This window comes from Paenibacillus cymbidii, from assembly GCF_004764705.1.
Lineage (GTDB): Bacteria > Bacillota > Bacilli > Paenibacillales > NBRC-103111 > Paenibacillus_AN > Paenibacillus_AN cymbidii.
The window spans coordinates 19,065-41,875 of sequence record NZ_SHLX01000046.1 but is presented as its reverse complement, the minus strand read 5'-3'; the positions used below and the strand labels follow the sequence as shown (position 1 = coordinate 41,875).

Genomic DNA, 22,811 nt, shown 5'->3' with positions numbered 1-22,811 from the left:
GTGTTTTCCTCCAAGGATGCATGCCTTATTTTTGCGCGGCCGACCATTTCACCGCCCGGTTCTGCAAATCGTCGAGAAACTTCTGGATGTCCGGCGCGTTGCCGTTGGCCGCCTGGCTCATGAAGCCGTTGATCGCCGGCGAAATATCGCTCGCGTAGAACAGATTCGATTCGTCCATCAGCCGTTTTTGCGGCGAAACGGCGAGCAGCTCCATCGTCGTTTTGGCATACCAGTCGTACGATTCGAGAAAATCCGGGTTTTTCAGCACGGGCGGCCAACCGAAATTTTGGTACGAATACTTTTGTCGCTCGTAGCTGGCGAGGAACTTCATTACTTCCCAGGAAGCTTTCAGATTTTTTGCGTTTTTGGCCATGACGAACGGATCGACGACCATCCAGGCGGCGCCTTTCGGGCCGAGATTGTATACCGGGACGAACCGGTCGAGCAGCTCCTTGTTGCCTTTCGCCTTATACTCGCTGATCGTGGCGCTGCCGCCGCCGTCCAGCTGAATGGCGATTTTGTTTTTCTCCAGCCCGAAATTTTCCGCGCCTCCCCCGTTGACGAACGCTTTGGGCATAAGCGGCGCCGCTTCCTTCAGCCACTCAAGCACTTTCGCCATCTCCGGCGTATTGAGCTCCCACTTCAAATTTTTGACGTCGGCGAGGCTGCCTTGGACGCCTTTGGCGTTATAGGCGTAAGTCAGCGCCAAATAATGCGCGATCATGCGTGAATTGCCGGTCGCCCACAGCCCGTAATTTTGTTCGCCGGTGACCGGGTTTTTGCCCGTCATCTTCTTCGCCTTCGTCAGCACTTCTTCCGGGCTCGGCGTCTGCGACAAGTATTCGACGCCCCATTGATCGAACAGCTTCTTGTCGTACACGATCATCCGTTTGCCGGGCCTGCTCGGAATGCCGAATATGTTTTTGTTGTCCAGCGACTTGACCGTGTAGCCGTCAAAGATGCCGTCGACAAAATCGCTCGTCTTGAAGCTCGAATCGCCCTGGATCAAATCGTCGATGCTGCGCAGCAATCCTTGCTTGTACCATTCCGTCGCCCACGAGCCGCCCGTGTACATGACGTCTACCTCGTCGGTCAGCAGCATCGCTTGCTGCTTCTCCTTGCCGCTGTCGAACGGCGCGTTCGTAATTTCCAGCTTCACTTTGGGAAACTTCTTCTCGAACGTCTCTTTGACGAACGTCTTGAAGCCGATTGTCTTTTTGCCGGACACCGCGTCGAGCCCGTCGTCCAGCTGCCAGCCTACCAACGACAGCCTGACCGTGCCGGAAATGTCGTCCGCCGCATTGCCCGTTGCCGCCGGGGTTGCCGACGGTTTGTTCGTCCCCGCGTTAGCTGCGGGACTTCCTCCCTTTGCGCCGCCGCACGCTGCGGCGACGACGGCAAGCGCAATACCTAGCGCCAGTACACCCACTTTTCTCATACGCAAGCCCTCCCTGTTCATCATGATAACGATGGCCGGCCTTTCCTTCATGCTTCTACAATGCGCACCACCTCCTTATTGTTTGACGCCGGTCATCGCGATGCTGGCGATAATGTACTTCTGCAGGAACAAATAGACGGCGACGACCGGTACGATGCTTACCGTAGTACCCGCCATAATGATGGCCGGCATCGGGTTAATTCCGTCCTTGAATGAGAACAGCGCAAGTCCGAGCTGAATCGTGAACTTGGACATGTCCTTGAGCACAAGCAGCGGCCACAGCAAATCGTTCCACACGTGGAGGAAGATGAGGATGACCATCGTGGCGGCGATCGGATGGCAAAGCGGCAGGAAGATGCGCCAAAAAACGGTAAACTCGTTTGCCCCGTCCATGATTCCCGCCTCGCGAAAGTCGGAAGGCAGCTGATCCATGAACGACTTCACAAGGAACGTGCCGAACGCGTAATTGATCGCCGGCAAATAGATCGCCCAGTACGAGTCGACCAGATGCAGCTTGTAGATGATGATGTATTGCGGAATCATCGTCATCTCGAACGGCACCATCATCGTGCTCAAGGCGGCCATCAGCACGATGGACGAGCCTTTGAACCGCAGCTTCGACAGCGCATAGCCGGACAGCAGCGCCGAGCAGCTGCTGATGGCGATGACGCCGGCGCTGATGACGAGCGAATTGCCGATGTAGCGCAGCATCGGAACGTTCGAGAAAGCGACCCGGTACGTGTCGAAGGACGGGTCTTCCGGCCAGAAACGCGGCGGAAACGTAATGTTGAGCCGGGCCGACCAGTCGAAGCTGGTGATCACCATCCACAGCAGCGGGACGATCGTCGTGATCGAACCGAGCGCCAGGACGAGTACGACGATCGTATGGCTGACGAAACGCTTTCGCTTCACAGACGCCATCATGTGCAAGCTCCCCTTTTTCTCTATTTTCCTATCGTTTCAATACAGATGATCTTTCCTGCGATTCAGCGCGAGCGCCAGTATGGCGAGAAAGAGAATGACGACGAACAACAGATACGAAGCTGCGGCCGCCAGCCCCATTTGCGCCGACACGAAAGCGTTTCGGTAAATGTACATCACCGACGTCATCAGCGTCCGGTCCGGGTTGCCCGCCGTGCCGCCGATGAGCCACACGTCGGTGAACCGTTTCATCGCGCTGAGCACCCCCATCACGAGGAAGAAGACGAAGATCGGGCGCAGGAACGGAATCGTGATGCTCCACCATTTGCGCAGCCCGCTCGCACCGTCCACCTCCGCCGCCTCGTACAGCTCTTTGGGTACGCTTTGCAAGCCGGCGAGGAAGATGATGCAGTTGTAGCCGAGCGACCACCATACCCCCATGATCACGATACTGATGCGCGAATAGGCAGGGTCGGAGAACCAACCGATCGGCTCCAGATGAAACAAGCCGAGCACTCCGTTGAGCACCCCATCCGGCGAAGGATGGAACAGGAAGGAGAACAGGATGGCGATCGCCACAACCGAAATCACGTTTGGAAAAAAGTAAATGACCTTGAACCAGTTTTGCAGCCGCCGCCATTTCACATGGTTGATCAGCGACGCGACGATGAACGCGGTGATCGTGCCGAACGTCATGCCGAATAGGCCGATGTACATCGTATTGACGAGCGACGACCAGAAGACGCTGTCCGTGAGCGCGTATTCGTAATTGGCGAACCCGACCCACTCCCCCTTTGCGCCGATGCCGTACACCCGCCGAAAGCTGGTCGCCAGCAGCGAAACCATCGGATACGCCGAAAATACCGCAATCCCGAGCAATAACGGCGCGCAAAACAAATAACCGTTTACGTCGTTCCGGCGAATCCGCCATTTTCGCTTGCGCTGCATTGTCGTCCCTTTCATGCAAGCCCCCCCAGTCAAAATCGATTGCGCAATCGGATGAATATTTGCTACACTTGAACATATACCGCCTTCCAATAAGGACGATCGAGGTTATCGCGATGGATCTGCTGACCTATCATATTTTGCATCGACCGATCTCGCCCTTTATCCGCAACGCCGATTATGCGTTCCGCAATCCGCACACGATCCCCGAAAGACGCCTTTACGACTACTTGATCCAATACGTGCAGGAAGGCTATTGCATCGTCTGCGACGATCGGGAGGAGCATCTCATTCAAGCCGGCGAGCTGTGCCTGATCCAGCCCGACACCCCGCATACGATGAAGACGCCCAAACAATCTTCCATATACTATGTTCATATGGATATTTTTTACAACCCCGAAAGAGACAAATGCTACCCTGTCGGCCGCGACATCAGCGCGCAGAGCCATCTGATCCAGCCGCGGCTCAACGATTTCGAAGGCATCGACATCCCGCTGCGCATCAAGCCGGAGGACCCGCATTATATTCGCCGCACCATGCACAAATTGATCGAAACGTGGCAAAATCACGACATCGTCCATCAGCTGCAGGCGCAGCAAATCGCAACGGAGCTCGTCTTGTACGTGCTGCAGGAATATTCCGCCTTCCAGCTGCCGAAAATCCAGGATTCTCTGGCGATGAATTCGGTGCTGTTCTTCTTGTCCAAGCATTACGGCAGGCAAATTTCGGTGCACGACATGTCAAGCTATGTCAACCTGTCCCCTTCGCGCTTCTCCGCTCTGTTTCGCGCTCAATTCAACATCTCTCCGCATCAATATTTGCTGCAGCTTCGTTGCAAGCAGGCGATCAAGCTGCTGGAGACGACGGATTATCCGCAGGAAGCGATCGCCGAGCAATGCGGCTTCGCCGACGTGCATCATTTTTCCAAATCGTTCAAAAAAATGACCGGCAACCCGCCGGGATTTTACCGCAGGAGCAGCATGGACTGAATGCCCGAAGCAATTACAAACCAAGTATAACGGGACGTTCCGCTGCCGGTCTTTGTTCAAAGAAATTGCCTTTTTGTCAAAATGGACTGCGGTTGTTCGCTTGCTGCCCCGGGAACAGGATAATCGACCTGACATGGGCCGCAGCCCTTTGCCGCAACAAAAAGACACCCCCGAACGGAACGCCGGAGATGTCTTCGCCAACCGATTGTTTAGTTGTCCTTGTACCCGACCTGCACGCGCGATTCCGCAACGGAAACGCCGGCGAAGGAAGGCGGCGCATAACTGCCCGCGCCCTGAATGAACCGGTACGCTCCATCCTGCGGCTGCGGGATGTCTTTCCAGGTGCGGCCTTCACCGTTGAACTGCGGCAGCCACGGCGCCAGCGCCTCGAACATCTCGTCGCACATCCGCCACACTTCCTCCGTCGTGCAGACGGCAGCGGTAAGCGGATCGTGCAGCACGGCCAGCTTCACCAGTTCGCGGTTGCCGGTGAGCGCCGCTTCGACGGCCATCTCCTGCACGCTGATGCTTGCCCGGCACGTGGCGGCGCATTGCAGCGGCAGCGCGCCGACCCAGCCGGCGCTAATGCCGTTGCGGTCTACATAGCACGGGATTTCGATCGTGCTGCCGTTTGGCAGGTTCGTGATGAGCCCTTTGTTTTCGATATTGAAATGGCCGCGATAAACCCTGCCGGTTTCCAGCGCTTCGATAATATACGAGCCGTGCTCGTCGGAACGTTCGCCCAGTTTGATGTATTCGGCTTCGCCGCTCATCCATTTCGGGTACATCTCGCGATAGTCGTCGCCGCGATGGCGGCAATGGTTCAGGTAACCCGCCGTTTCCCCGCCGATCCACACTTTCGGGTTGATCCACTTGGCGACTTCTTCCTTGTTCTTGCGGTACCAAGGCAAATATTCGCTCAAATGACCGTTCGATTCCGTCGAATAGTAGCCGAACCGGCGCATCACGTCGATGCGGCACGGCTCGCTGGCGGCCAGCTCGGGATCGTTCTCGAAGCCTTGCAGCAGGAACGGCAGCATATCCTTGCCCTTGTGCGACACCTGGATGTACCAAGTCTGGTGGTTGATGCCGGCGCAGATGAAGTCGACCTCTTCCTTCGGCAAGCCAAGCGCCTTGGCGATCTGGCGATGGCCGCCTTGCACGCCGTGGCACAGGCCAACGACGCGAATGCCGCCGGCGCGGCGCAACGCCCACGTGTTCATCGCCATCGGGTTCGAGTAGTTGAGCAGCAGCGCGTTCGGAGCGACTTCCCGCATGTCGGCGGCGATGTCGAGCAGCACCGGAATCGTCCGCAGCGCGAAGAACACGCCGCCCGGCCCCAGCGTATCGCCGACGCATTGGTCGACGCCGTAGCGCAGCGGAATTTCGACGTCGTGGGCGAACGCCTTCAACCCGCCGACACGGGCGGTGCAAATGACGTAATCGGCCCCGGCGATCGCTTCGCGGCGGTTCGTCGTCGTTTGGATCGTGGCGGGCAATCCGCTTGTCTTAATCATATGGCGGCACAAGTCGCTGACCATGCGCAAATTTTCTTCGTCGATGTCCATGAAGCGGAATTCCGTATCGCGAAACTCCTCTACCGCCAGGATGTCAAACATCAGCCTTCTCGTAAACCCGATGCTTCCCGCACCGATCATCGCAATTTTCAACAAAACGAACACCTCCGAATAGTAGTAACATATTGCTTTTACATATCCCGATAGTCGCCGGCCAACTTCGGACACATGCTTTCTGTTTCAAGCATATATGGATCGCTTGCGAGCTTCAATGGTAATTACGTGCGGATGAGGGTAATATATTGCCCCCCACGTTCAACATCCAATGTGGTAAACTGAAGGTCAGGCACCATTCCATTGCAAAAAGGGGGACCACCCATGCCGCCCCAAACGCATACAGGGACTTTGAGACAGTATGGCTTCCGCTTCTCCGACAAAACGCCCGGGGAGCGGTATCACATCGCATCGATCGGCTGGCAGGAGGCACGCAGCACGGCTTACAGCTGGAACGGCCTGATGCGCAAGGACGGCGGCTGCCTGCTGCAGATCACGCTGGCGGGAAGCGGGGAAATTCGGCTCGGCGCGGACACGCGGCGGCTGAACGCCGGCGATGCGTTTCTCGTGACGATTCCGGGCGACCATCACTACTATTTGCCGGAGGACAGCGGGCAGTGGGAGTTTCTGTACGTCATTCTGTACGGTCAAGGCGTGTTGACATTCTGGGAGGACTTGCAGCGCAAGCTCGGTTCCGTCGTGCGGCTGCCAGCGGACAGCGCGCCGGTGCAATCCGTATGGGAAATGTTCCGCCTCGCCGAACGCCAAAAAATAACCGACGGCTATCAGGCGTCGGCGCTCGTTTATCGGCTGCTGATGGAGTTGTACCGGCTGACGCTGCCCGGCGAAGCGCCGGGAGACGTTTGGCCGGAATCGGTGGCCGCCGCGGTGTCGTACATCCGCCGGCATTACATGGAGCCGGCCGGCTTGCCGGAAATCGCCGCGGCTGCCGGGCTGTCGAAATATTATTTTGCCCGCCAGTTCCATCGCTGCACCGGGATGACGCCCGTTCAGTACGTCACCAAAATCCGCATTCAGAAGGCGGTGGAGCTGCTGCGCACGAGCGAGTTGTCCGTGGAATCGATCGCCCAGGCGGTCGGGTACGCGAACGGCAACTATTTCGGCAAATGGTTCCGGCGCATCGTCGGCTCCTCGCCGGGCGAATTCCGGCGCGGGCGCGAAGTGTCGACGTTCGATCATCTGACGATCGAATAAGTAACGGCGTCAGCGGCTCGTCATCACCGGCATCGACAAGGTGGCGGTTGTGCCGCTCCCCGGCTTCGAATCGAGATGAAAGGCGAAGTTTCCGTTAAAATAATAGTCGAGCCGCTTGCGAATCATGCCGATGCCCGACAGCCCGTCGGCGAACTCCCCTTCGCCGCCGTTCAGCTGCCGCAGCTTCCCGGCGTCCATGCCGACGCCATTGTCGGCGATTTCGATCGTCAGCATGTCGCGCCCGCTCCGGTCGATGCGAACGTGAACGGCGCACTCCCCCTCCTTCGGCTCGACGCCGTGTTTGATCGCATTTTCGATCAGGATTTGCACCGTCAAGCTCGGCAGCAGCGCTTGCCGCAGCGCGTCGTCCGCCACCTCGACATGAAAACGCAACCGATCCTCGAAGCGCAGCACCTGAAGCAGCACATACGAATCCAGATGCTCCAGCTCTTCGTCAAGCGTCACCAGCGGACGGTACGACTTGATGATGTAACGCAGCATTTTCGACAAATGGTTGACGGTTGTATACGTGTTCGTCGCGTTTTCCAGCAGCGCCTGCCCGGAGATCAAGTTCAGGATGTTGAACAAAAAGTGCGGGTGCAGCTTCGACTGGATCACTTTCATCTCCGTTTCGCGCAGCAGCGACCGCCACTCCGCCTCCCTGCGGCTAGACTCCGCCTCTTCCAGACTTTTCGCGATATAATCGGCCAGAATTTGCATAAATTCCGTCGTCGCCTTGAGCTTCTCTTCCGTCATTTGCGGGATTTCGCGGATCGTTTGAACCAACTGCTCCCGATCCAGCCCAAGATCGGACACGCGCCGAACGATCTCGTCGACCATCGTTTCAGTCGGCGGTTCCAGCAGCACTTGCCCGGTGATGAAAGCGCCCATGCCGATCTGCTTGTATCGAATCGGCGCCGCACTGTCGTACAGGCCGGCGTGGCAGCGGCAAACGACCGTCTTCTGCTCGGCAATCGATTGGGAGGTGACGCGTTGATCGGAGCGGTTGCAGCGGCGCTGCCCTTCGGGCACCGATTGGACGAGCCGGCAGAAGGAGGGCGATCGTTCGATCATCTCTTCGGTGATCGACACGCCGTTGCGATCGAGAATGTTGCCGTTCAGCCCCGTAGCGATCATGAACGTCCGCTGCAGCCTGGCGAACAAACCGCTGTCGAACAAGTGGCGCATGTCGTTCGCGCCATCCCCGCTGCGGCTGCGGGAGAACAGCTCATCCGTCCATTCTTTGACCAACTTCTCTTCCACGAGCCGAGCCTCCCTTGTCGATCTTCAGGATAGTGGCAGCTATATTAAGATGATCTTTCGCACCGGAAGGGTTATAGTAATAATACCATGGAGTGTAGTACCGGAAAGGATAAATTCGATGCTGCTGCAAATCCTCATCGCCGACGACGAACCGATTGAACGCAAAGTGCTCGACAAGATCGTGACCGACAGCAAGCTGCCTGCGGTCGTCGTCGAAATGTCCCGGTCCGGAACGGAAGTGCTGCAGCATTTCGACCGGTATATGCCCGACCTGATTTTCATGGACATTCGGATGCCCGGGATGAACGGGCTCGACGTATCCGCCGCCATCAAGGCCAAACAACCGGAAACGACGATCGCGATTATTACCGCATACGACGAATTTCAATTCGCCAAACGCGCCATCGACATCCGCATCGACTATTTCATCCTGAAGCCGGTCGACCCCGGCGAAGTGGAACGCGTCATCCGCGAGACGATCCGCAAACGTCCCGCCATGCTCGCCGAACCATCCCGCGTCAACATCAGTCCGGTGCGCGTGCAGTTGGCGCGCCGAATCGTCGTGCTGCTGCACCGCCATTATGCGGAGCCGGTCACACTCGCCTGGCTGGAGGACAAATTGAACATCAGCCATCAATATTTGGGTCGCACGTTCAAGGACGCCTACCAGATGACGATCATGAACTACTTGACGCAATTCCGCTTGAAGCTGGCCGCCCGGCTTCTTGGCGATCCCGAGCTCGGCATTGCCCTGGTCGCGGAGAAGGTCGGCATCCCCGACGCCAGTTATTTCGGCCAAATTTTCAAACACGAGCTCGGCGTTACGCCATCGCAATACCGCAATCGGCTGCTGCAGGACGAAAATGCCAAACATACGGCCAGGCTGTTGTACGATACCGGAGATAGGCCGACGTAAGACGCTTTTCTGCACAAAGACCGTTCGAGGGATCCCCCGAACGGTCTTTCGCCATTTGACGAAATATAGTCGAACCTTTCCCGCCCTGCGTCCATTGTCAGAAGCGCAGCTCCACTTCGGCGGTGCCGGTAAAAACGTCGATCCGTACCGCTTCGCGCCGCTCGTCGTACGCGCCGCCTTGCACGACAGTCGGCTTGGCGCCGAACGGATGGGGCAGGCGCAGCAGCACCGCTGCCGGCGCTCTGCCGGACGCGCAGCGGATCGCCGCCCGAATCGCACCTTGCCCAAGGTCGGATTCGACACGAAGCGAAAAATGCCCAAAGTAAGAGGCGACATTTTGCAACTCGATCACATTGCCGTGCGCGAGCCACTTGCGCGGTATGCCCGGAAGCAGCTTCAGCGTGTCCCCTTCTTCCATATACAGCATCCAGCGCGTTTGCATGAGGAACCATGCTTCCTCGTGCGTCTTGTGCGGACTCACATGCCAGTAATGCTCCCAGAACGTATACGTTTGCCGGTCGGCAAGACTCGCGAAGCCGTTGTAGTAGGCTTTCAGGAACGGCCGTACTTCCCCGCGCTTCAGATGCACCCATGGATGGATGCTGTAATAAGGCTGGCTGAGCGCAACGTTCCGCGTGCACATCAGTTCGTTGTGGTATTGCAGCAGGAAGTCGACGGCAGTTTCCTCCGGAGCGATTACTTCCTGCAGCACGAGATACAGCGGCCCGAGCAGCGAATCGCGAGCGACGAAGGAGCCGTGCGTCAGCCAGTTGCCGCCCTCGGCAAAGAGCGACAGCGGTCCGGTATGCTCCACCCACGGAGGCGCGGTCGGCACCCAGCTGCCGTCTCCGATCGGTACGACCGGCGAACGCGCCTGCGCCTGGAAGAAAGCGGTGCGGATGTCGGACTTGTGCGCCTCCGCCTCGGCGCGAATCGCCTCGGAAAGCATCGGGTCCGTGGCGGCAAGCATCTCCGCCAGCCGGCTCAGCCCGATGTACGCGTATCCGTTCAACATGAACGAATGGTACGGATCCTCGGGATCGGCCGTTTTGCCTTCCAGCATGCCGAATCCTCGCCCGCGCAGCTCTTCGGTCATGTTGCGGCTTCGCCAGGCGGCGATATACGCTCGCGCCTTCAACAGCTGCGGCTTGACTTCGGCAACCCACCGCTCGTCGCGCGTATAACGATAATGCTCCCCGAGGCTCCAGAGAGCCGCTCCCGTTTCCAGCATGTACCCGTTGAAATTTTGGATAAAGCCGTCGTCATGCTGCTTGTCGAGGAAAAATTGCAGCGCCCGTTTGGCCGTCTCGTGCCATCCCATCGAATCCATAAATTGGACGATGGGAGAGCTTTCGGAACCGATCGCCGTGTAGACGCCGATCGTCGGTATGATCGTCCCGTCCGGCTCCGCGCCATAGGACACGAGGTCGAGATGCAGCAGCCCCGCTTGCACCATCTCCTCGATGCGTTTCTCCGGAAGCCGAACTTGCGCCGCCACCGACAATTTCGTCTGCCAGTAGCGGCGGCATTCTTCCCGTCGCGCGGCGAAATTCTGGCGAATCAAGCACTCCGCGCGCGGCCGTGAAACGGGGCGATGCGGCAAATAAAACTCGAAAACGGCCGATTCGCCCGGTTCGAGCAATATCGCCGACTCGTCGCTGGCAAGCGGCTGCCCGTTCAGCTTGGATACGCAGCAGACGCGATCTTCCGCGAACTGCACAAAGCCGGTTTGCCCGTCGAATGTATACGGCATGTTGTAGTACGGCACGTAAGCGTTCGGCACGATGTTTTTGAACCACGCATAGCGCGGCACCCGCGCCGTATTCGTTGCCGCCGCGCGGAAATAAAACACCGTTTCCTCCTCGCGGTTTTTTTCGTCCGTCGCCAATTGCTCGTACTGTTCCGCCTGCTCCTTGGTAAACATATGCCCGTGTCCGTGGGCGTCGGCGACCAAATAATGCGTGCCGCGCACCGTCTCCGCGGTCAACGGGCTGGTTTCGTTGGACACGAACGAGATCGTATCGTATCGAATATCTTCATCGACCATCGTGGCATGCACGATCGGCAGCGTGCCTTCCTCGAGCCTCCTCGTGATGTCGCGAACGCAGCCGATGCCGCGTCCGAGCAGGAACCGGTATCGCACGGGTTTGTCGTCGTTATCGGGAATCGTGACCTGCTTGCCGTGGTAACGCGGTTCCACCCAGTCCCATGACCGCTCGTCGCCGCCGGTGCCGCGAAAGCCAAAGCCGAAGATGCGCATATCGCGCGACAAGCCGAGCCAGGTTTGGCAATCGAGATCGAGCGTATGCCGCGCCGCCTCCTCGAAGCTCTCTTCCGGCTCCGAGGCGATTCGCTCGAGGTTTATGACGAGCCCGCGCGCCCGAACGTCGCGTTCGATATCCGCATACGTTCGCTCGTCCTCTTGGACGGTTGCAGCAACGCCGTACTTCGGCAAGTAGATCGGATAACGCGGGCCAACGTCGCGCAGGAAGAAGCTGAACGGGTTGGTCCCGGTATCGATCGTCACGACGGCAGGCCTGGCCTCCGGCCCGGTCGCCTCTTCGATGTCGAGCTCAAGCCGGAAGGCGCCTTCCCCGGCAAAGCTCGGCCCTTCCGGCTCAAACGTCCCCTTGCCTCTTGCCGCTCTGCCGCCGACAACCTTGCCGCCGGCCACCTTCACATGGCCGGCAATTTCGCCGTCCCGCCATTCGATGGCGATCCGTTTCCTCGTTTCTTTCATCGGTCAGCCTCCCTCGACATTTTCGTTACGGCAGCAGCGTCCCCGTTACGCCGCGCGGCCAGGCCTTGGCGCGGATGAACCCTTCCGCGTAACGAACCCCGGCCTGGATGCCGCGGTATTGGGCGGAAATCGTCACCATATCCGCAACGGTTGCGTCGTATTGATCCTTGAGCCAATCGGACACTTGGCTGCGATGCTCGGCCAGCATTTTCTGCTTCGTATCGAGCGTTGCGGTAATGTCGACATATTCTTCCGGAATGAACCCGACGCCCGCCATACTGTCCATAAAATAAACGACCGGAATTTTTTCGCACGGCGGCGATTCGGTCACAATATTCGGCACTGTCGTCATGATCGCCACATCGTTGATCAGTTGGCCGGTCGTCGTATGGTCGGGATTGTACAAATCGCCGGGCCAGTGCGTGAGCACGACATCCGGCCGACAGCGGCGGATCGTATCGATGAACGCCAGCCGCGTTTCCTCCCGGTCGAACAGAAACTCGTCGGGAAACCCGAGCCAGTACAGCGTCGCCCCGATTACATTCGCCGCCCGCAAAGCTTCTTCGCGCCTGACCTCGGCAATTTGCTCCTTCTTCATCGTGGGATGCCCGACCTCGCCGTTCGTCGCGATGGCGATAAACACGTCGTCTCCTCTTGCGGCGTACTTCGCCAGCGTCCCGCCTGCCAGCAACTCGGCGTCATCGGGATGAGCACAACAAGCCAACACTCGCAAATGACCAACCTCCCTTTTCACTGTGACTTTATTATAACAACCGCCTTTTTGAGCCACATCCGAAAAAAGTAACCGCTTTTCTCAAAATCCGAAAAACGGTTTTGGGCCGGGCGCCGCCGCTGCGGCCGGAGGCGATAAAGCTGGGGCGCTTTCTGCTGGGGTCAAATTGCGACAGACAAAATAAGCGGGATCGCCGAATATTCGGTGATCCCGCTTTCGTTTCTGGCCGCGCGTTTGCCGGATGCAGCCGCGATGCCGCTTATTGCGCCGCATTCGCGACAAGTTCCCGCGTTTTGACGATGATTTTGCGGATGCTGTCTTCGGACAGATGGTACGTGCATACGAGCTCCGCCATCGTCATACCGCTTTTGTGCTGGCGGAAAATTTCATTGTTGCGCCGTTCGATATACAGCCGCGTGCCGTTGTTTTCTCCCCAGCCCGCGCGTTTCTGCTCTTTTTTGGGGATGTAGACGATTTCGCCCTGGATATAGTCCTGCAATTGTTTTAATAAGCTAGGGGGAAGAATATCCCTTCCGTTTTTGTAACTCACCTTGTAATACCTCCTCGAATCGATTGCGTGCTTCCGTTGCAAAATGGGTGGCCGTTGCAGCTGCTACAATATCTTGCATGTAAATCGCTCCTCCTTTTCTATGGGATCGTAGTGTGGGTCGGCTGAATGCCGAAAATGAGAACAAAAAAAACACGATAACCAAAATCGTGCCTGCTCGTAACGCTTATGATTCAGGTGACGGTTAATTCGGTGATGCCGCTATTCAGTTGGTTAACACCTCATGGCCTGCGGATTGATCGTTAAAATGAATCATCTTCCTCATCTCCTTTCACCTGTAATTGGTCAATTGACTCTTCCATTATATAGGAACGGCCGGAAACGATCAAGAGCGAATTCCGAACCGGGCCCCGCTATGTACGCCCATTAATATCTTGGGAAGGGAAACCGCAAGCGCGGCCCCCTTCGCAAGACTAGCATTTCCGCTGGTTAGGCGGAAACCACCTCATAATTTTGAATCAAATCGATCACGCTCCTTTCGTTGGAATCGCCGGCCGGCACCTTTATTTACTCACAATCGCCGGCACGTTCACAAGCGAAAGATTCGCTATAACCGATTTTTCCCGGACTCGCTAGCGGAGAACGGCTTCGCCTCGATGCCGGCTTCCCGCAGCGCCTCGCGAAGCTGCCGCAGCAGTGCCGCCGCGTGCTCGCCGTCGCCGTGCACGCATACGGTGTCGGCGTCGATCGCCACCGCGCTTCCGTCCGCAGCGGGGACGAATCCGTTTTGCAGCATGGCGACGGTCCGCGCCGCAGCGGCCGACGCGTCCGCGATCACCGCGCCCGGCTCGCCGCGCGGGACAAGCGTGCCGTCCCGGCGATAGGCGCGATCCGCGAACGCTTCGCCGGCCGTGCGCAGCCCGGCGCGTCGGCCCGCGGCCGCAAGCTCGCTGCCGGCGAGCGCGAACAGCGCCAGCCGAGGATCGACGCGGCGCACCGCGTCCGCAATTGCGTCCGCCAGGCCGCGATCGACCGCGGCCATGTTGTACAGCGCGCCGTGCGGCTTCACATGGCGCAGCGCCGTGCCTTCCGCTTGGGCGAACGCCTGCAGGGCGCCGATCTGGTACACGACCATGTCGTAAGCTTCCTGCGCGCTGATGCGCATGTCGCGCCGGCCGAAGCCGAGCGGATCGGGCAGGCCGGGATGGGCGCCGACGGCAACGCCGCGGGCGGCGCACAGCCGCACCGTCTCGCGCATGATCGCCGGATCGCCGGCATGGAAGCCGCAGGCGATGTTGGCCGACGTCGCCAGCTCGAGCAGCTCGGCGTCCCCGCGAGGCCGGTACGCGCCGAAGCCTTCGCCCATGTCGCAATTGATGTCGATCGTTGTTTTCCGCTCCATCTGCGGACGCCTCCTTTACCTGTCGCGGACACTGTCGCAGGCACTGTCGCGGGCAAGCGATTTCGGAGCGAACTGCCTATATGCATCACGCTCCGAAACCGCTGCTTATTGCCGCATCCTTGCTTCGAGCGCCGCGGCCAGCAGGGCAAAATCGCGCTCGCGGCGCGCATGCAGCCGATCCGCCTCCTCCATGCCGATCGGCTCGAACGCAAGCCGGCTGCCGGGCGGCGCCTGCGCCACGAGCGGCAGGTCGACCGCCGCAACGTGCGCGATGCGCGGATAACCGCCGGTCGTCTGGCAGTCGGCCAGCAGCACGATCGGCTGTCCGTCCGGCGGCACCTGCACCGTGCCCGGCGCTACCGCCTCGGACACCAGCTCCAGCGGCTGCGCCAGCAGCAGCGGTTCGCCGCGCAGCCGGCAGCCCATGCGGTCGGCCTGCGGCGTGACCGCGTAAGCGCCGGCGAACAGCGCTTCGCGGCTTGCCGGCGCGAACAAAACCAGCTCGCGCCCGGGTACGACGCGCACGCGCACGGGAGCGCCGCCCGCCGCGCTTCCGGCCGGGCCGGCCAAGTCCGCCGCGGCGCGCCAGCCGGCCGCGGCCCAGGCGGCATCGCCGGCACCTTCGCGCAGCCGGCGCAGCAATCGTTGGGCGCTCGCGCTCGGCGCGCCCAGCGATAGCACGTCGCCCGCCGCCAGCGGGCGACCGAGCCCGGCCGGCGCGTAGACGCTGCGGCTGCCGAGCGGAGCGGGCGCGGCAAAGCCGCCGGCGACGGCGACGCAGCCGCGCAAGCCGCGGGCGGCGCCGCCGAGCGTGAGCGTGGCGCCGGCGCGCACGAAGAACGGAGCCGCGTGCGGCAGCGGGCCATCGCTGTCGATGCGCGCGGCCAGCGGCGCTCCGGTCAGCGCGACGAGCGCGTCTTCGGCAAAGCGCAGCGTCGGCCCGCGCAGCGTTGTTTCGATGCAGGCGGCGCCGGGCGCGTTGCCGACGAGCAGGTTGGCCGCGCGCAGCGCAGCGGCATCGGCGGCGCCGGACGCCGGCACGCCGATGCGGCGGTAGCCGAAGCGGCCGGCGTCCTGCAAGGCGGAGCGCAGCCCGGGCTCGATAACGGCGATCATGGCGCCGTCCCCCCGGCCAGCCGGTCCGTGCTTGCGTGCGCCGCTTGCTCTTCGCGGCGCGCCAGTTCGGCGAACGCGGCTTCGCCGATCGCCGCGAAACGCACGCGGTCGCCCGGCGCAAGCAGGCTCGGCTGGTTGTGCTCCGGGCGGAACAGCCGCAGCGGCGTCCGCCCGATCAGTTGCCAGCCGCCCGGCGTCGCCAGCGGGTAGACGCCGGTTTGCGCGCCGCCGATGCCGACGGCGCCTGCCGGGACGGCCGCGCGCGGCGTTTCGCGGCGGGGCGCTGCGAGCGCCGGCGGCAGCCCGCTCATATAAGGAAAACCGGGCACGAAGCCGATCATATCGACCGTGTACGCGGCTTCCGTATGGAGGCGGACAACGTCGTCCGCGCTCAGGCCGCAATGGGCCGCCACTTCGGCGAGATCGGGTCCGAATGCGCCGCCGTAGCAGACGGGGATTTCGACCTCGCGCAGCACGGCGCCGGCGGCGGAAATGCCGCACTCCATGCTGGCGGCGGCAGCTTCGAGCAGCAGCGCGCCAATCGTGTCCGCGGCGGTGCGTCGCCGGTATTCGCCGCCGCCGCGTTCGGCTGCCAGGCCTGCGACAGCTGCGGCGGCGGCAAATGCCCGGACCGCCGGCGGATCGTAGAACACGGTCAGCGCCGCGTACGCCGGTACCGCCTCGATCATGCCGGGGAGTGGCCGGCTCAGCAAGTAGGCGTCGAGCGCGCGCACCCGCCTGCTCGCGGCGTCGCCGATCGCCGTGGCGAAGCGGATCGTGACAGCCGTGTCCCCGAGCGGGAACAGCTCAGGTGCCGGCTCGCGCTCGCAAGCTTGTTCGCCGTCACGCGGCGTGATCTTCGCCATGTCGCACCATCTCCTTCCGGCGTGCCGACCGCTTATTGTCGACAATAAAGCTTGTCTGTGACGCATCCGGCGAAAATAGGCCATAAAAAATGGCTTATTGGCTGAATATGGACCCCCTCCGCAAAAATAGCCAGTGAAAACACTGGTTATTTGCTCCGGACAGCCCCAAAATCGGGTTTTGCAACCAAATAGCCAGTGGAAACATAGCCTATTTTGCCGATACGGACTGTTTGGAGCGGAATAGGCCATAAAAAGTGGCTTATTTTTGAAGAACCTCTGGTCAAACTGCCTCGTTCGCGTCGTCAACCGCTGCTTTTCGCTACTTTCTGCCGTTTTCGCAACTACTTGCCACCACTATCCAGCTACTTCTCCGTCACGTACACGCCACTCTCCAGCCACGCCCCACAACTACTTGCTACCTGCCACGTTTCTCATCTACTTACCAGATTCCCTGCTCTTCCGCAGCTACTTGCCACGTTTCCCCGTCTACTCACCACGTTCGCCGCTCTTCCGCAACTACCTGCTACCTGCCACCACTATCCAGCTACTTTCCCGCCACTTCCATGCCACTCTCCAGCCGTGCCCCGCAACTACTTGCTGCCTGCCACTTCCCTCATCTACTTACCACATTCCCCGCTCTTCCGCAGCCACCTGCCACTTCCCTCTACTTACCACATTCCCGCTCTTCCGCAACTACCAGCCACTTACACGCCGCTCTTTCCCGCCACACTCACACCATGCAGCAGTCTTACCAGCCTTGCTTGCGCAGCCACAGCTCGCAGAGGCGTGTCCATGTGTGCGTTTCCGGCTCGTTAGCGGCGAGGCCGAGGCCGTGGCGGCCGCTTTCGTAGCTGTGCAGCTCGAACGGCACCTTGTGCCTGCTGAGCGCCGCCGCCATCAGCAGCGCGTTTTCGACCGGCACGGCGGCGTCGTCCGACGTGTGCCAGATGAACGTCGGCGGCGTGTTTGCCGTCACCTGCAGCTCGCTCGACATCAAGTCGACGAGCTCCTGCGGCGCATCCGCGCCAAGCAGGTTGACGCGCGACCCGTTATGCCGGTGCTCCCCGAACGTGATGACCGGGTAGCAAAGAATCGCCGCGTTCGGACGGCTGCTGGCGCGCTCGATCGGATCGGCCGCACCGGCGTCGCCTTCGTCGAAATGCACCGCAGTCGAAGACGCCAAATGCCCGCCGGCGGAAAAGCCGAGGATGCCGATCCGCGCCGGGTCGATCCCGAACGAAGCGGCATGATGGCGCACGTGGCGGATGGCGCGCTGGGCGTCGCCCAGCGGCACCGGGTGCCGGTACGGGGCCACGCGATAATCGAGCACAAACGCCGAGACGCCGATGCCGTTCAGCCACTCCGCGATCGGCTTTCCTTCATGCGCGGCGCGGCCGCCGTAACCGCCTCCGGGGCATACAATCACAACGCCGCGCGGCTCCCCGCCTTCCACCAGGTACGGCGTCAACCGCGGCCGATCCTCCAGTTCCGTTCCTTTGGCGCCGGGCGCCCCTTCCGGCCATAATTCAAACGTCATCGAACAGCCACCTCTCCTTTATAAAATCCCTTATGAAATCCCACGATTTTCCCTTGCTGAAAACGCTCCCTATCCAGCCTACCCAAAAAATTTCCCGTCCGCAACCCTATTCGCAAGCCGCTTCATAAATTCTATACATCCCAATAATATTCAGCTTACATACAACCTGCATACTTAGGTTTGTCAGATAGCGAGAGGAGCGAAATCATGCAAACGATGCAACTGGCACCGAAACGCAGCACGATGTTCGAGGACCCGCGTTTTACATCCGACAAACGCCCCTGGTTCGGCAGCCTGCCGGAGCAAACGGGCGGCAGCTTTTCGTTCGCCGTCGTTGGCGATCGTTGCGGGATGGCCACCGACGGCGTGTTCGAGAAGGCGCTGGAGCTGCTGCAAGCGCTGAAGCCCGACCTGGTGCTTGCGGTCGGCGATCTGATCGAGGGCTATTGGCGGGACGCGGCTTACGCCCATGAGGAATGGGACGAGCTGGACGGCAAAGTGAGGGCGACGGGGCTTCCTTTTTACCCGACGGTCGGCAATCACGATTACGGCAACCGCCTGATGGCGCAAATATGGAGCGAACGCAAAGGGTTGGATTATTACGCGTTCCGCGTCGGCGATACGCTGTTCCTTACCGTCAACACCGAACATACGCCGGACGAAATGCCGGACGACGTGGTCGACATCATCAAACAGGTGACCGATACGTTCAAACGCAACCAGGACAATCCCAAGGAAGCGCTCAAAGCGTTCGCCGGCGCGTTTACGCCCGAACAGCTTGCCGTCCTCGGCCAACTGAAGATCAGCATCGGCGAGGAGCAGCTCTCCTTTTTCCAACGTGTACTCGAAGATAACAAGGACGTCAGCTGGACGTTCGTCAACATGCACAAGCCGGGCTGGAAAGCGCCGGGCAACGAAGATTTTCGCGCGCTAGAGCGCTTGCTGGCAGGGCGGCCGCATACGATTTTTGCCGGGCACTTTCACGAAATGGAATATACGCGCCACGGGAACGGCGACCGCGAGCATATCCAGCTCGGCCGCACCGGCGGGCTGGCCCACGGCGAAGCGGCAACAGGCGGCAACGCCAACTTGATCCTATGGGTCACCATGATCGACGGCCGGCCTGCGTACCGCGTCATTCACCTGGACGGCGTGCAAGACATCGCCGCTTATCCGCCGCGCAACCATACCTATCGGGAGGAGCACTAAATCATGGAGCCGATCTTTTTTGTCCATCTGACCGACATCCACCTCAGCAAACCGGGCAAAACGCCGCTGTTCGGCCTGGTCATGGCCGACAAGCTGCGCAACGTATGCGCCGAAATCGGCAAGCTGCAGCCAAAACCGGCGTTTGTCGTCATCAGCGGCGATCTGACGCATGACGGAGATCTCGACGACTACAAGTTTTTGCGTTCGTTCCTGCGCGAGCAGGAAATGGCGATCGGCATCCCGATTCATGTGGCGCTCGGCAACCACGATTTCCGCGGGCCGTTTCGCGAAGGGTATCTCGAAGAAACGCCTTCGGAGGAGTCCTACTATTACAGCTTCATGGCCGACGGGCTGCGCGTGGCGGTGCTGAATACGCAGGTGCCCGGCACCCATGACGGCCGCATCGACGAGCAGCAGCTGGCATGGCTGCGTGACCTGCTGGCCGTACCGGCGCCGCGAGGCACGATCGTCGTCCATCACCACCCCGTCGTGCCAACGCCAACGGCGATGATGGACAGCCATTTGCTGCAAAATCCGCAGGATCTGGCGCGCGTGCTCGAGGGCACCGATGTTATAGGCCTGCTGTCGGGCCACATCCATTTTCACAACATCGGCCAGCTCGCCGGTTTTCCGTGCGCCGCCGCCGACGGCGTGGCCTTTGGTCTCGATCCGTCTTCGGCCGAGGTCATGCGCATGGTCGACCGGTCCGGCTACAACCTCGGCGTCGTCAAGAACGGGCAAATGGTCGTGCAGCCGATGACGATGCCCGGCGATCAGCGCGTGCTGGGGCGTGTTTGAACACCCGCTCAGGTGCATCTCGCACCGCCTTTTCGCCCCCTGCTGCGTCAGCTTTGCTTGACTTACCCCCGGTAAGCCTGCACAAAACTTCCTTGCATGGAACGAAAATTCGGCACAATCTGCTGTCCTCGGAGTATTCAAACACACCCTTGTCGAATACGATCTGAAAAAATTGCAGGCCGCGCATCAATAAACCATTCATCGGATAGTCCGATAAAGGAGCGAAACCATGCCTCGCCAAAAAACGAAACTCGCCGCTGTCCTTTCCCTCGCCCTGCTCGCGACGGCGGCTTGCGGCAATGCCGACAAAGGCAACGAATCGTCCGGCGCCGCCGGCAGCAGCCCAAGCGCAAGCACAAACACAACCGCCGGCTCGGCCAAACCGTCCGGACAAACGACAAAAATTTCGTTCTACAGCTACAACCTGGCGATCGCCAGCCAGAAGGACGGCGTGCTGCAGCTGATCGGCGAATTCGAAGCGGCGCATCCCGATATCAAGGTGGACGCCATCCCCGTCGCCTCGACGGAAATCAACACGAAGGTGCAAGCCGACATCGCCGCCGGCACGCGTCCGGACGTGGCCCAGCTCGTTTTTGACGGCCTCGATTATGCAGTGAAAAACTACAACGCCAAGGCGCTGGAAGATATCGTGCCGGCGGACGAGCTGAAGAAAAATTTCGAGGGCTTCTCCCCGAACGGCCTCAAGCTCGGCATGTTGAACGGCAAAACGTACGGCCTGCCCTACACGTTCAGTACGCCGGTCCTATTTTACAATGCCAAGCTGTTCAAGGACGCCGGGCTCGACCCGGAGAATCCGCCCAAAACATGGGACGAAGTGAAGCAGGCCGCGCTGCAGATCGCCGCGAAAACAAAAGCGGCCGGCGTACACGTCACCGGCGCAACCGGCAACGACTGGGTTGTGCAGGCGCTGATCGGCAGCAACGGCGGCAAGGTCATTTCCGACGACCGCAAAACGATCCAGTTCGGCGAACCGGCAGCCGTTGACGCGATCAAGATGTGGCAGGACCTCGTCGTCAGCGGCGCGCACGACAAAAACAACGACGGCGACGTGACGCAAGCGTTCAGCGAAGCCAAGGTCGGCATGGTGCTGACGACAAGCGCGCTGCAGAGCGGCTTCATCGCCGCTTCCAAGGCGGGCGGCTGGGAGCTGAAAGCGGCGGCGATGCCTTCCTACGGCAGCAAACCGACGACTCCGGTCAACTCGGGCAGCGCCCTGTTCATCCTCTCCGACGACAAGGCAAAGCAGAAGGCGGCCTGGGAGTTCCTGAAATTCGTCACCAGCGAACAAGGCTACACGATCATCACGTCGAAAATGGGCTACTTGCCGCTTCGTCCGGCCATCGTCGACGACCCGAACTATTTGAAAGACTGGGTGGCGCAAAATCCGCTGGTCAAACCGAACCTGGAACAGCTGACGCGGCTGACGCCCTGGGTGTCGTACCCGGGGTCCAAGTGGAACCAGGTGGAAACGACGCTGCTCGACGCCGTACAGAAATCGATCCAGAGCACAGGCGACATTGCGCCGATCATGCAAGATGCGCAGAAACGGGCGCAAGCGCTGATCCAGTAGCTGGCGCCGCCCGGGCGAAGAACGGGAGCTTCGTGCGCTGCCCGTTCTTCGGCCCGATCTGACGATTCGGAATGGAGGATCGAACCTATGAGTAGCAATGCCATGCCGGCCGCGGCTGCCGGCGCGCGCTCCGCAGCCGGGCAGCGAAGCCGCAAGCCGTTTCCGCTGCGCAAGCTGAAGCCGTGGCTTTACTTGCTGCCGGCCATCCTTTCGATCGGCTTCTGGATTTACCGGCCGCTCGTCCAGACGTTCCGTCTCAGCTTCTACGAATGGAACATGCTGCCCACCTCGCCGAAGGAATATTTGGGACTGGACAACTACCGACTGCTGTTCAACTTGCCGGACATGGGCCAGGCGCTCGTCAATACGTTGATCTACACCGTGGGCGTGCTGCCGTTTTCGCTGCTTATCCCGCTTGCTATCGCGATTTCGACCGACAGTATCGGGAAGCGCGCGCGCAACGTGTACCGGGCGCTTGTGTTCGTGCCGATGATTATGGCGCCGGTCGCCGTTTCCTCCGTCTGGAGCTGGCTGATGAACCCGATGGGCGGCCTCGTCGACCATGTGCTCGTTTCGCTCGGCGTCGTGCACGATCCGATCCGCTTCTTCTCCGACGAGCGCTGGGCGATCTGGTCGATCACCTTCATTACCGGCTGGAAGCTGATCGGCTTCAGCACGCTTATTTTTTCGGCGGCGCTGACCGGCATGAACAAGGAATATATCGAAGCGGCCAAAATGGACCGGGCCAACCGCCGGCAGCTCATCCGGCACGTGTACCTGCCGCTGCTGTCGCCGACGATCATGTTTATGGCGATGCTCAGCACGCTGTTCGCTTCCGAATGGAGCTTCTCGTACGTCAACGTGCTGACGCAGGGCGGTCCGATCAATTCGACGACGAACATTTATTACCTGCTGTGGACGTACGGCTTCAAAACGTTTTCCGTCGGCCTGAGCTCGGCTGCCGCCGTGCTGGTCGTGCTTGGCTCCGCGGCGATCGCCTGGGGCTTCATGAAGCTGTCGAACAAGCTGTCGTTTTACGACAACTAAGCGATG

At 60.2% G+C, this 22,811-nt stretch carries 19 protein-coding genes; 7 read left to right on the top strand and 12 right to left on the bottom strand.

The window, feature by feature from the left end; all coding sequences use genetic code 11:
* Positions 1 to 25: 25 nt before the first annotated feature.
* The 3 genes from EXY20_RS35875 to EXY20_RS35865 form a co-directional block, all read right to left on the bottom strand.
* Positions 26 to 1,438: an extracellular solute-binding protein gene (locus tag EXY20_RS35875; RefSeq protein WP_135557244.1), complete on the bottom strand. Its 1,413-nt coding sequence runs from the start codon at positions 1,436 to 1,438 to the stop codon at positions 26 to 28.
* Positions 1,439 to 1,513: 75 nt separating this feature from the next.
* On the bottom strand, positions 1,514 to 2,362 hold the full coding sequence (locus tag EXY20_RS35870) for a carbohydrate ABC transporter permease (RefSeq protein WP_135557243.1): 849 nt from the start codon (positions 2,360 to 2,362) through the stop codon (positions 1,514 to 1,516).
* 36 nt (positions 2,363 to 2,398) lie between these two features.
* Positions 2,399 to 3,322, bottom strand: coding sequence for a carbohydrate ABC transporter permease (locus tag EXY20_RS35865; RefSeq protein ID WP_235886362.1), 924 nt, complete (start codon positions 3,320 to 3,322; stop codon positions 2,399 to 2,401).
* 98 nt (positions 3,323 to 3,420) lie between these two features.
* Here EXY20_RS35865 and EXY20_RS35860 point away from each other — a divergent pair, with 98 nt between their 5' ends.
* Positions 3,421 to 4,293, top strand: coding sequence for a helix-turn-helix domain-containing protein (locus EXY20_RS35860; protein ID WP_135557242.1), 873 nt, complete (start codon positions 3,421 to 3,423; stop codon positions 4,291 to 4,293).
* A 209-nt stretch (positions 4,294 to 4,502) separates the two neighbouring features.
* On the opposite strand, the gene melA is transcribed toward EXY20_RS35860, so the two are convergent.
* Positions 4,503 to 5,966, bottom strand: coding sequence for an alpha-glucosidase/alpha-galactosidase (gene melA / locus EXY20_RS35855; RefSeq protein WP_135557241.1), 1,464 nt, complete (start codon positions 5,964 to 5,966; stop codon positions 4,503 to 4,505).
* Positions 5,967 to 6,188: 222 nt separating this feature from the next.
* On the opposite strand from melA, the gene EXY20_RS35850 reads away from it, so the two are divergent.
* Positions 6,189 to 7,079 (top strand): AraC family transcriptional regulator, encoded by an 891-nt coding sequence (locus EXY20_RS35850; protein ID WP_135557240.1) that lies wholly within the window; start codon positions 6,189 to 6,191, stop codon positions 7,077 to 7,079.
* A 9-nt stretch (positions 7,080 to 7,088) separates the two neighbouring features.
* On the opposite strand, the gene EXY20_RS35845 is transcribed toward EXY20_RS35850, so the two are convergent.
* Positions 7,089 to 8,342 carry a sensor histidine kinase gene (locus EXY20_RS35845; RefSeq protein WP_167859761.1) on the bottom strand — a complete coding sequence of 418 codons (1,254 nt, stop codon included), beginning with the start codon at positions 8,340 to 8,342 and terminating at the stop codon, positions 7,089 to 7,091.
* 118 nt (positions 8,343 to 8,460) lie between these two features.
* Between EXY20_RS35845 and EXY20_RS35840 the strand changes: the two genes are divergently transcribed.
* Complete coding sequence (locus tag EXY20_RS35840) at positions 8,461 to 9,258, top strand: response regulator transcription factor (RefSeq protein WP_167859760.1); 798 nt, start codon at positions 8,461 to 8,463, stop codon at positions 9,256 to 9,258.
* 97 nt (positions 9,259 to 9,355) lie between these two features.
* Here EXY20_RS35840 and EXY20_RS35835 read toward each other — a convergent pair whose 3' ends face one another.
* The 7 genes from EXY20_RS35835 to EXY20_RS35805 all read right to left on the bottom strand — a co-directional run bounded on the left by EXY20_RS35835 (position 9,356) and on the right by EXY20_RS35805 (position 18,160).
* Entirely contained in the window at positions 9,356 to 11,998 is a 2,643-nt protein-coding gene (locus tag EXY20_RS35835; RefSeq protein ID WP_135557237.1) for a glucosidase family protein, read from the bottom strand.
* Positions 11,999 to 12,023: 25 nt separating this feature from the next.
* Positions 12,024 to 12,725, bottom strand: a complete 702-nt coding sequence (locus tag EXY20_RS35830; RefSeq protein WP_235886363.1) for a PIG-L deacetylase family protein — start codon at positions 12,723 to 12,725, stop codon at positions 12,024 to 12,026.
* Between the two features lie 265 nt (positions 12,726 to 12,990).
* On the bottom strand, positions 12,991 to 13,281 hold the full coding sequence (locus EXY20_RS35825; protein WP_135557235.1) for a CD3324 family protein: 291 nt from the start codon (positions 13,279 to 13,281) through the stop codon (positions 12,991 to 12,993).
* 565 nt (positions 13,282 to 13,846) lie between these two features.
* Positions 13,847 to 14,641 (bottom strand): LamB/YcsF family protein, encoded by a 795-nt coding sequence (locus EXY20_RS35820; RefSeq protein WP_135557234.1) that lies wholly within the window; start codon positions 14,639 to 14,641, stop codon positions 13,847 to 13,849.
* Between the two features lie 105 nt (positions 14,642 to 14,746).
* Positions 14,747 to 15,757 (bottom strand): 5-oxoprolinase subunit C family protein, encoded by a 1,011-nt coding sequence (locus tag EXY20_RS35815; RefSeq protein ID WP_135557233.1) that lies wholly within the window; start codon positions 15,755 to 15,757, stop codon positions 14,747 to 14,749.
* On the bottom strand, positions 15,754 to 16,623 hold the full coding sequence (gene pxpB, locus EXY20_RS35810; protein ID WP_135557232.1) for a 5-oxoprolinase subunit PxpB: 870 nt from the start codon (positions 16,621 to 16,623) through the stop codon (positions 15,754 to 15,756). Before pxpB ends, EXY20_RS35815 begins: the two co-directional genes overlap by 4 nt.
* Positions 16,624 to 17,371: 748 nt before the next feature.
* Positions 17,372 to 18,160 (bottom strand): alpha/beta hydrolase, encoded by a 789-nt coding sequence (locus EXY20_RS35805; RefSeq protein WP_135557231.1) that lies wholly within the window; start codon positions 18,158 to 18,160, stop codon positions 17,372 to 17,374.
* Between the two features lie 207 nt (positions 18,161 to 18,367).
* Here EXY20_RS35805 and EXY20_RS35800 point away from each other — a divergent pair, with 207 nt between their 5' ends.
* The 4 genes from EXY20_RS35800 to EXY20_RS35785 all read left to right on the top strand — a co-directional run bounded on the left by EXY20_RS35800 (position 18,368) and on the right by EXY20_RS35785 (position 22,805).
* Positions 18,368 to 19,369, top strand: a complete 1,002-nt coding sequence (locus EXY20_RS35800) for a metallophosphoesterase family protein (protein ID WP_135557230.1) — start codon at positions 18,368 to 18,370, stop codon at positions 19,367 to 19,369.
* Positions 19,370 to 19,372: 3 nt separating this feature from the next.
* Positions 19,373 to 20,167 (top strand): metallophosphoesterase family protein, encoded by a 795-nt coding sequence (locus EXY20_RS35795; RefSeq protein WP_135557229.1) that lies wholly within the window; start codon positions 19,373 to 19,375, stop codon positions 20,165 to 20,167.
* Positions 20,168 to 20,396: 229 nt separating this feature from the next.
* A complete protein-coding gene (locus EXY20_RS35790) occupies positions 20,397 to 21,758 on the top strand; it encodes an ABC transporter substrate-binding protein (RefSeq protein ID WP_135557228.1) in 1,362 nt (453 codons plus the stop codon).
* A gap of 87 nt (positions 21,759 to 21,845) precedes the next feature.
* Positions 21,846 to 22,805: a carbohydrate ABC transporter permease gene (locus tag EXY20_RS35785; RefSeq protein WP_135557227.1), complete on the top strand. Its 960-nt coding sequence runs from the start codon at positions 21,846 to 21,848 to the stop codon at positions 22,803 to 22,805.
* Positions 22,806 to 22,811: the final 6 nt, after the last annotated feature.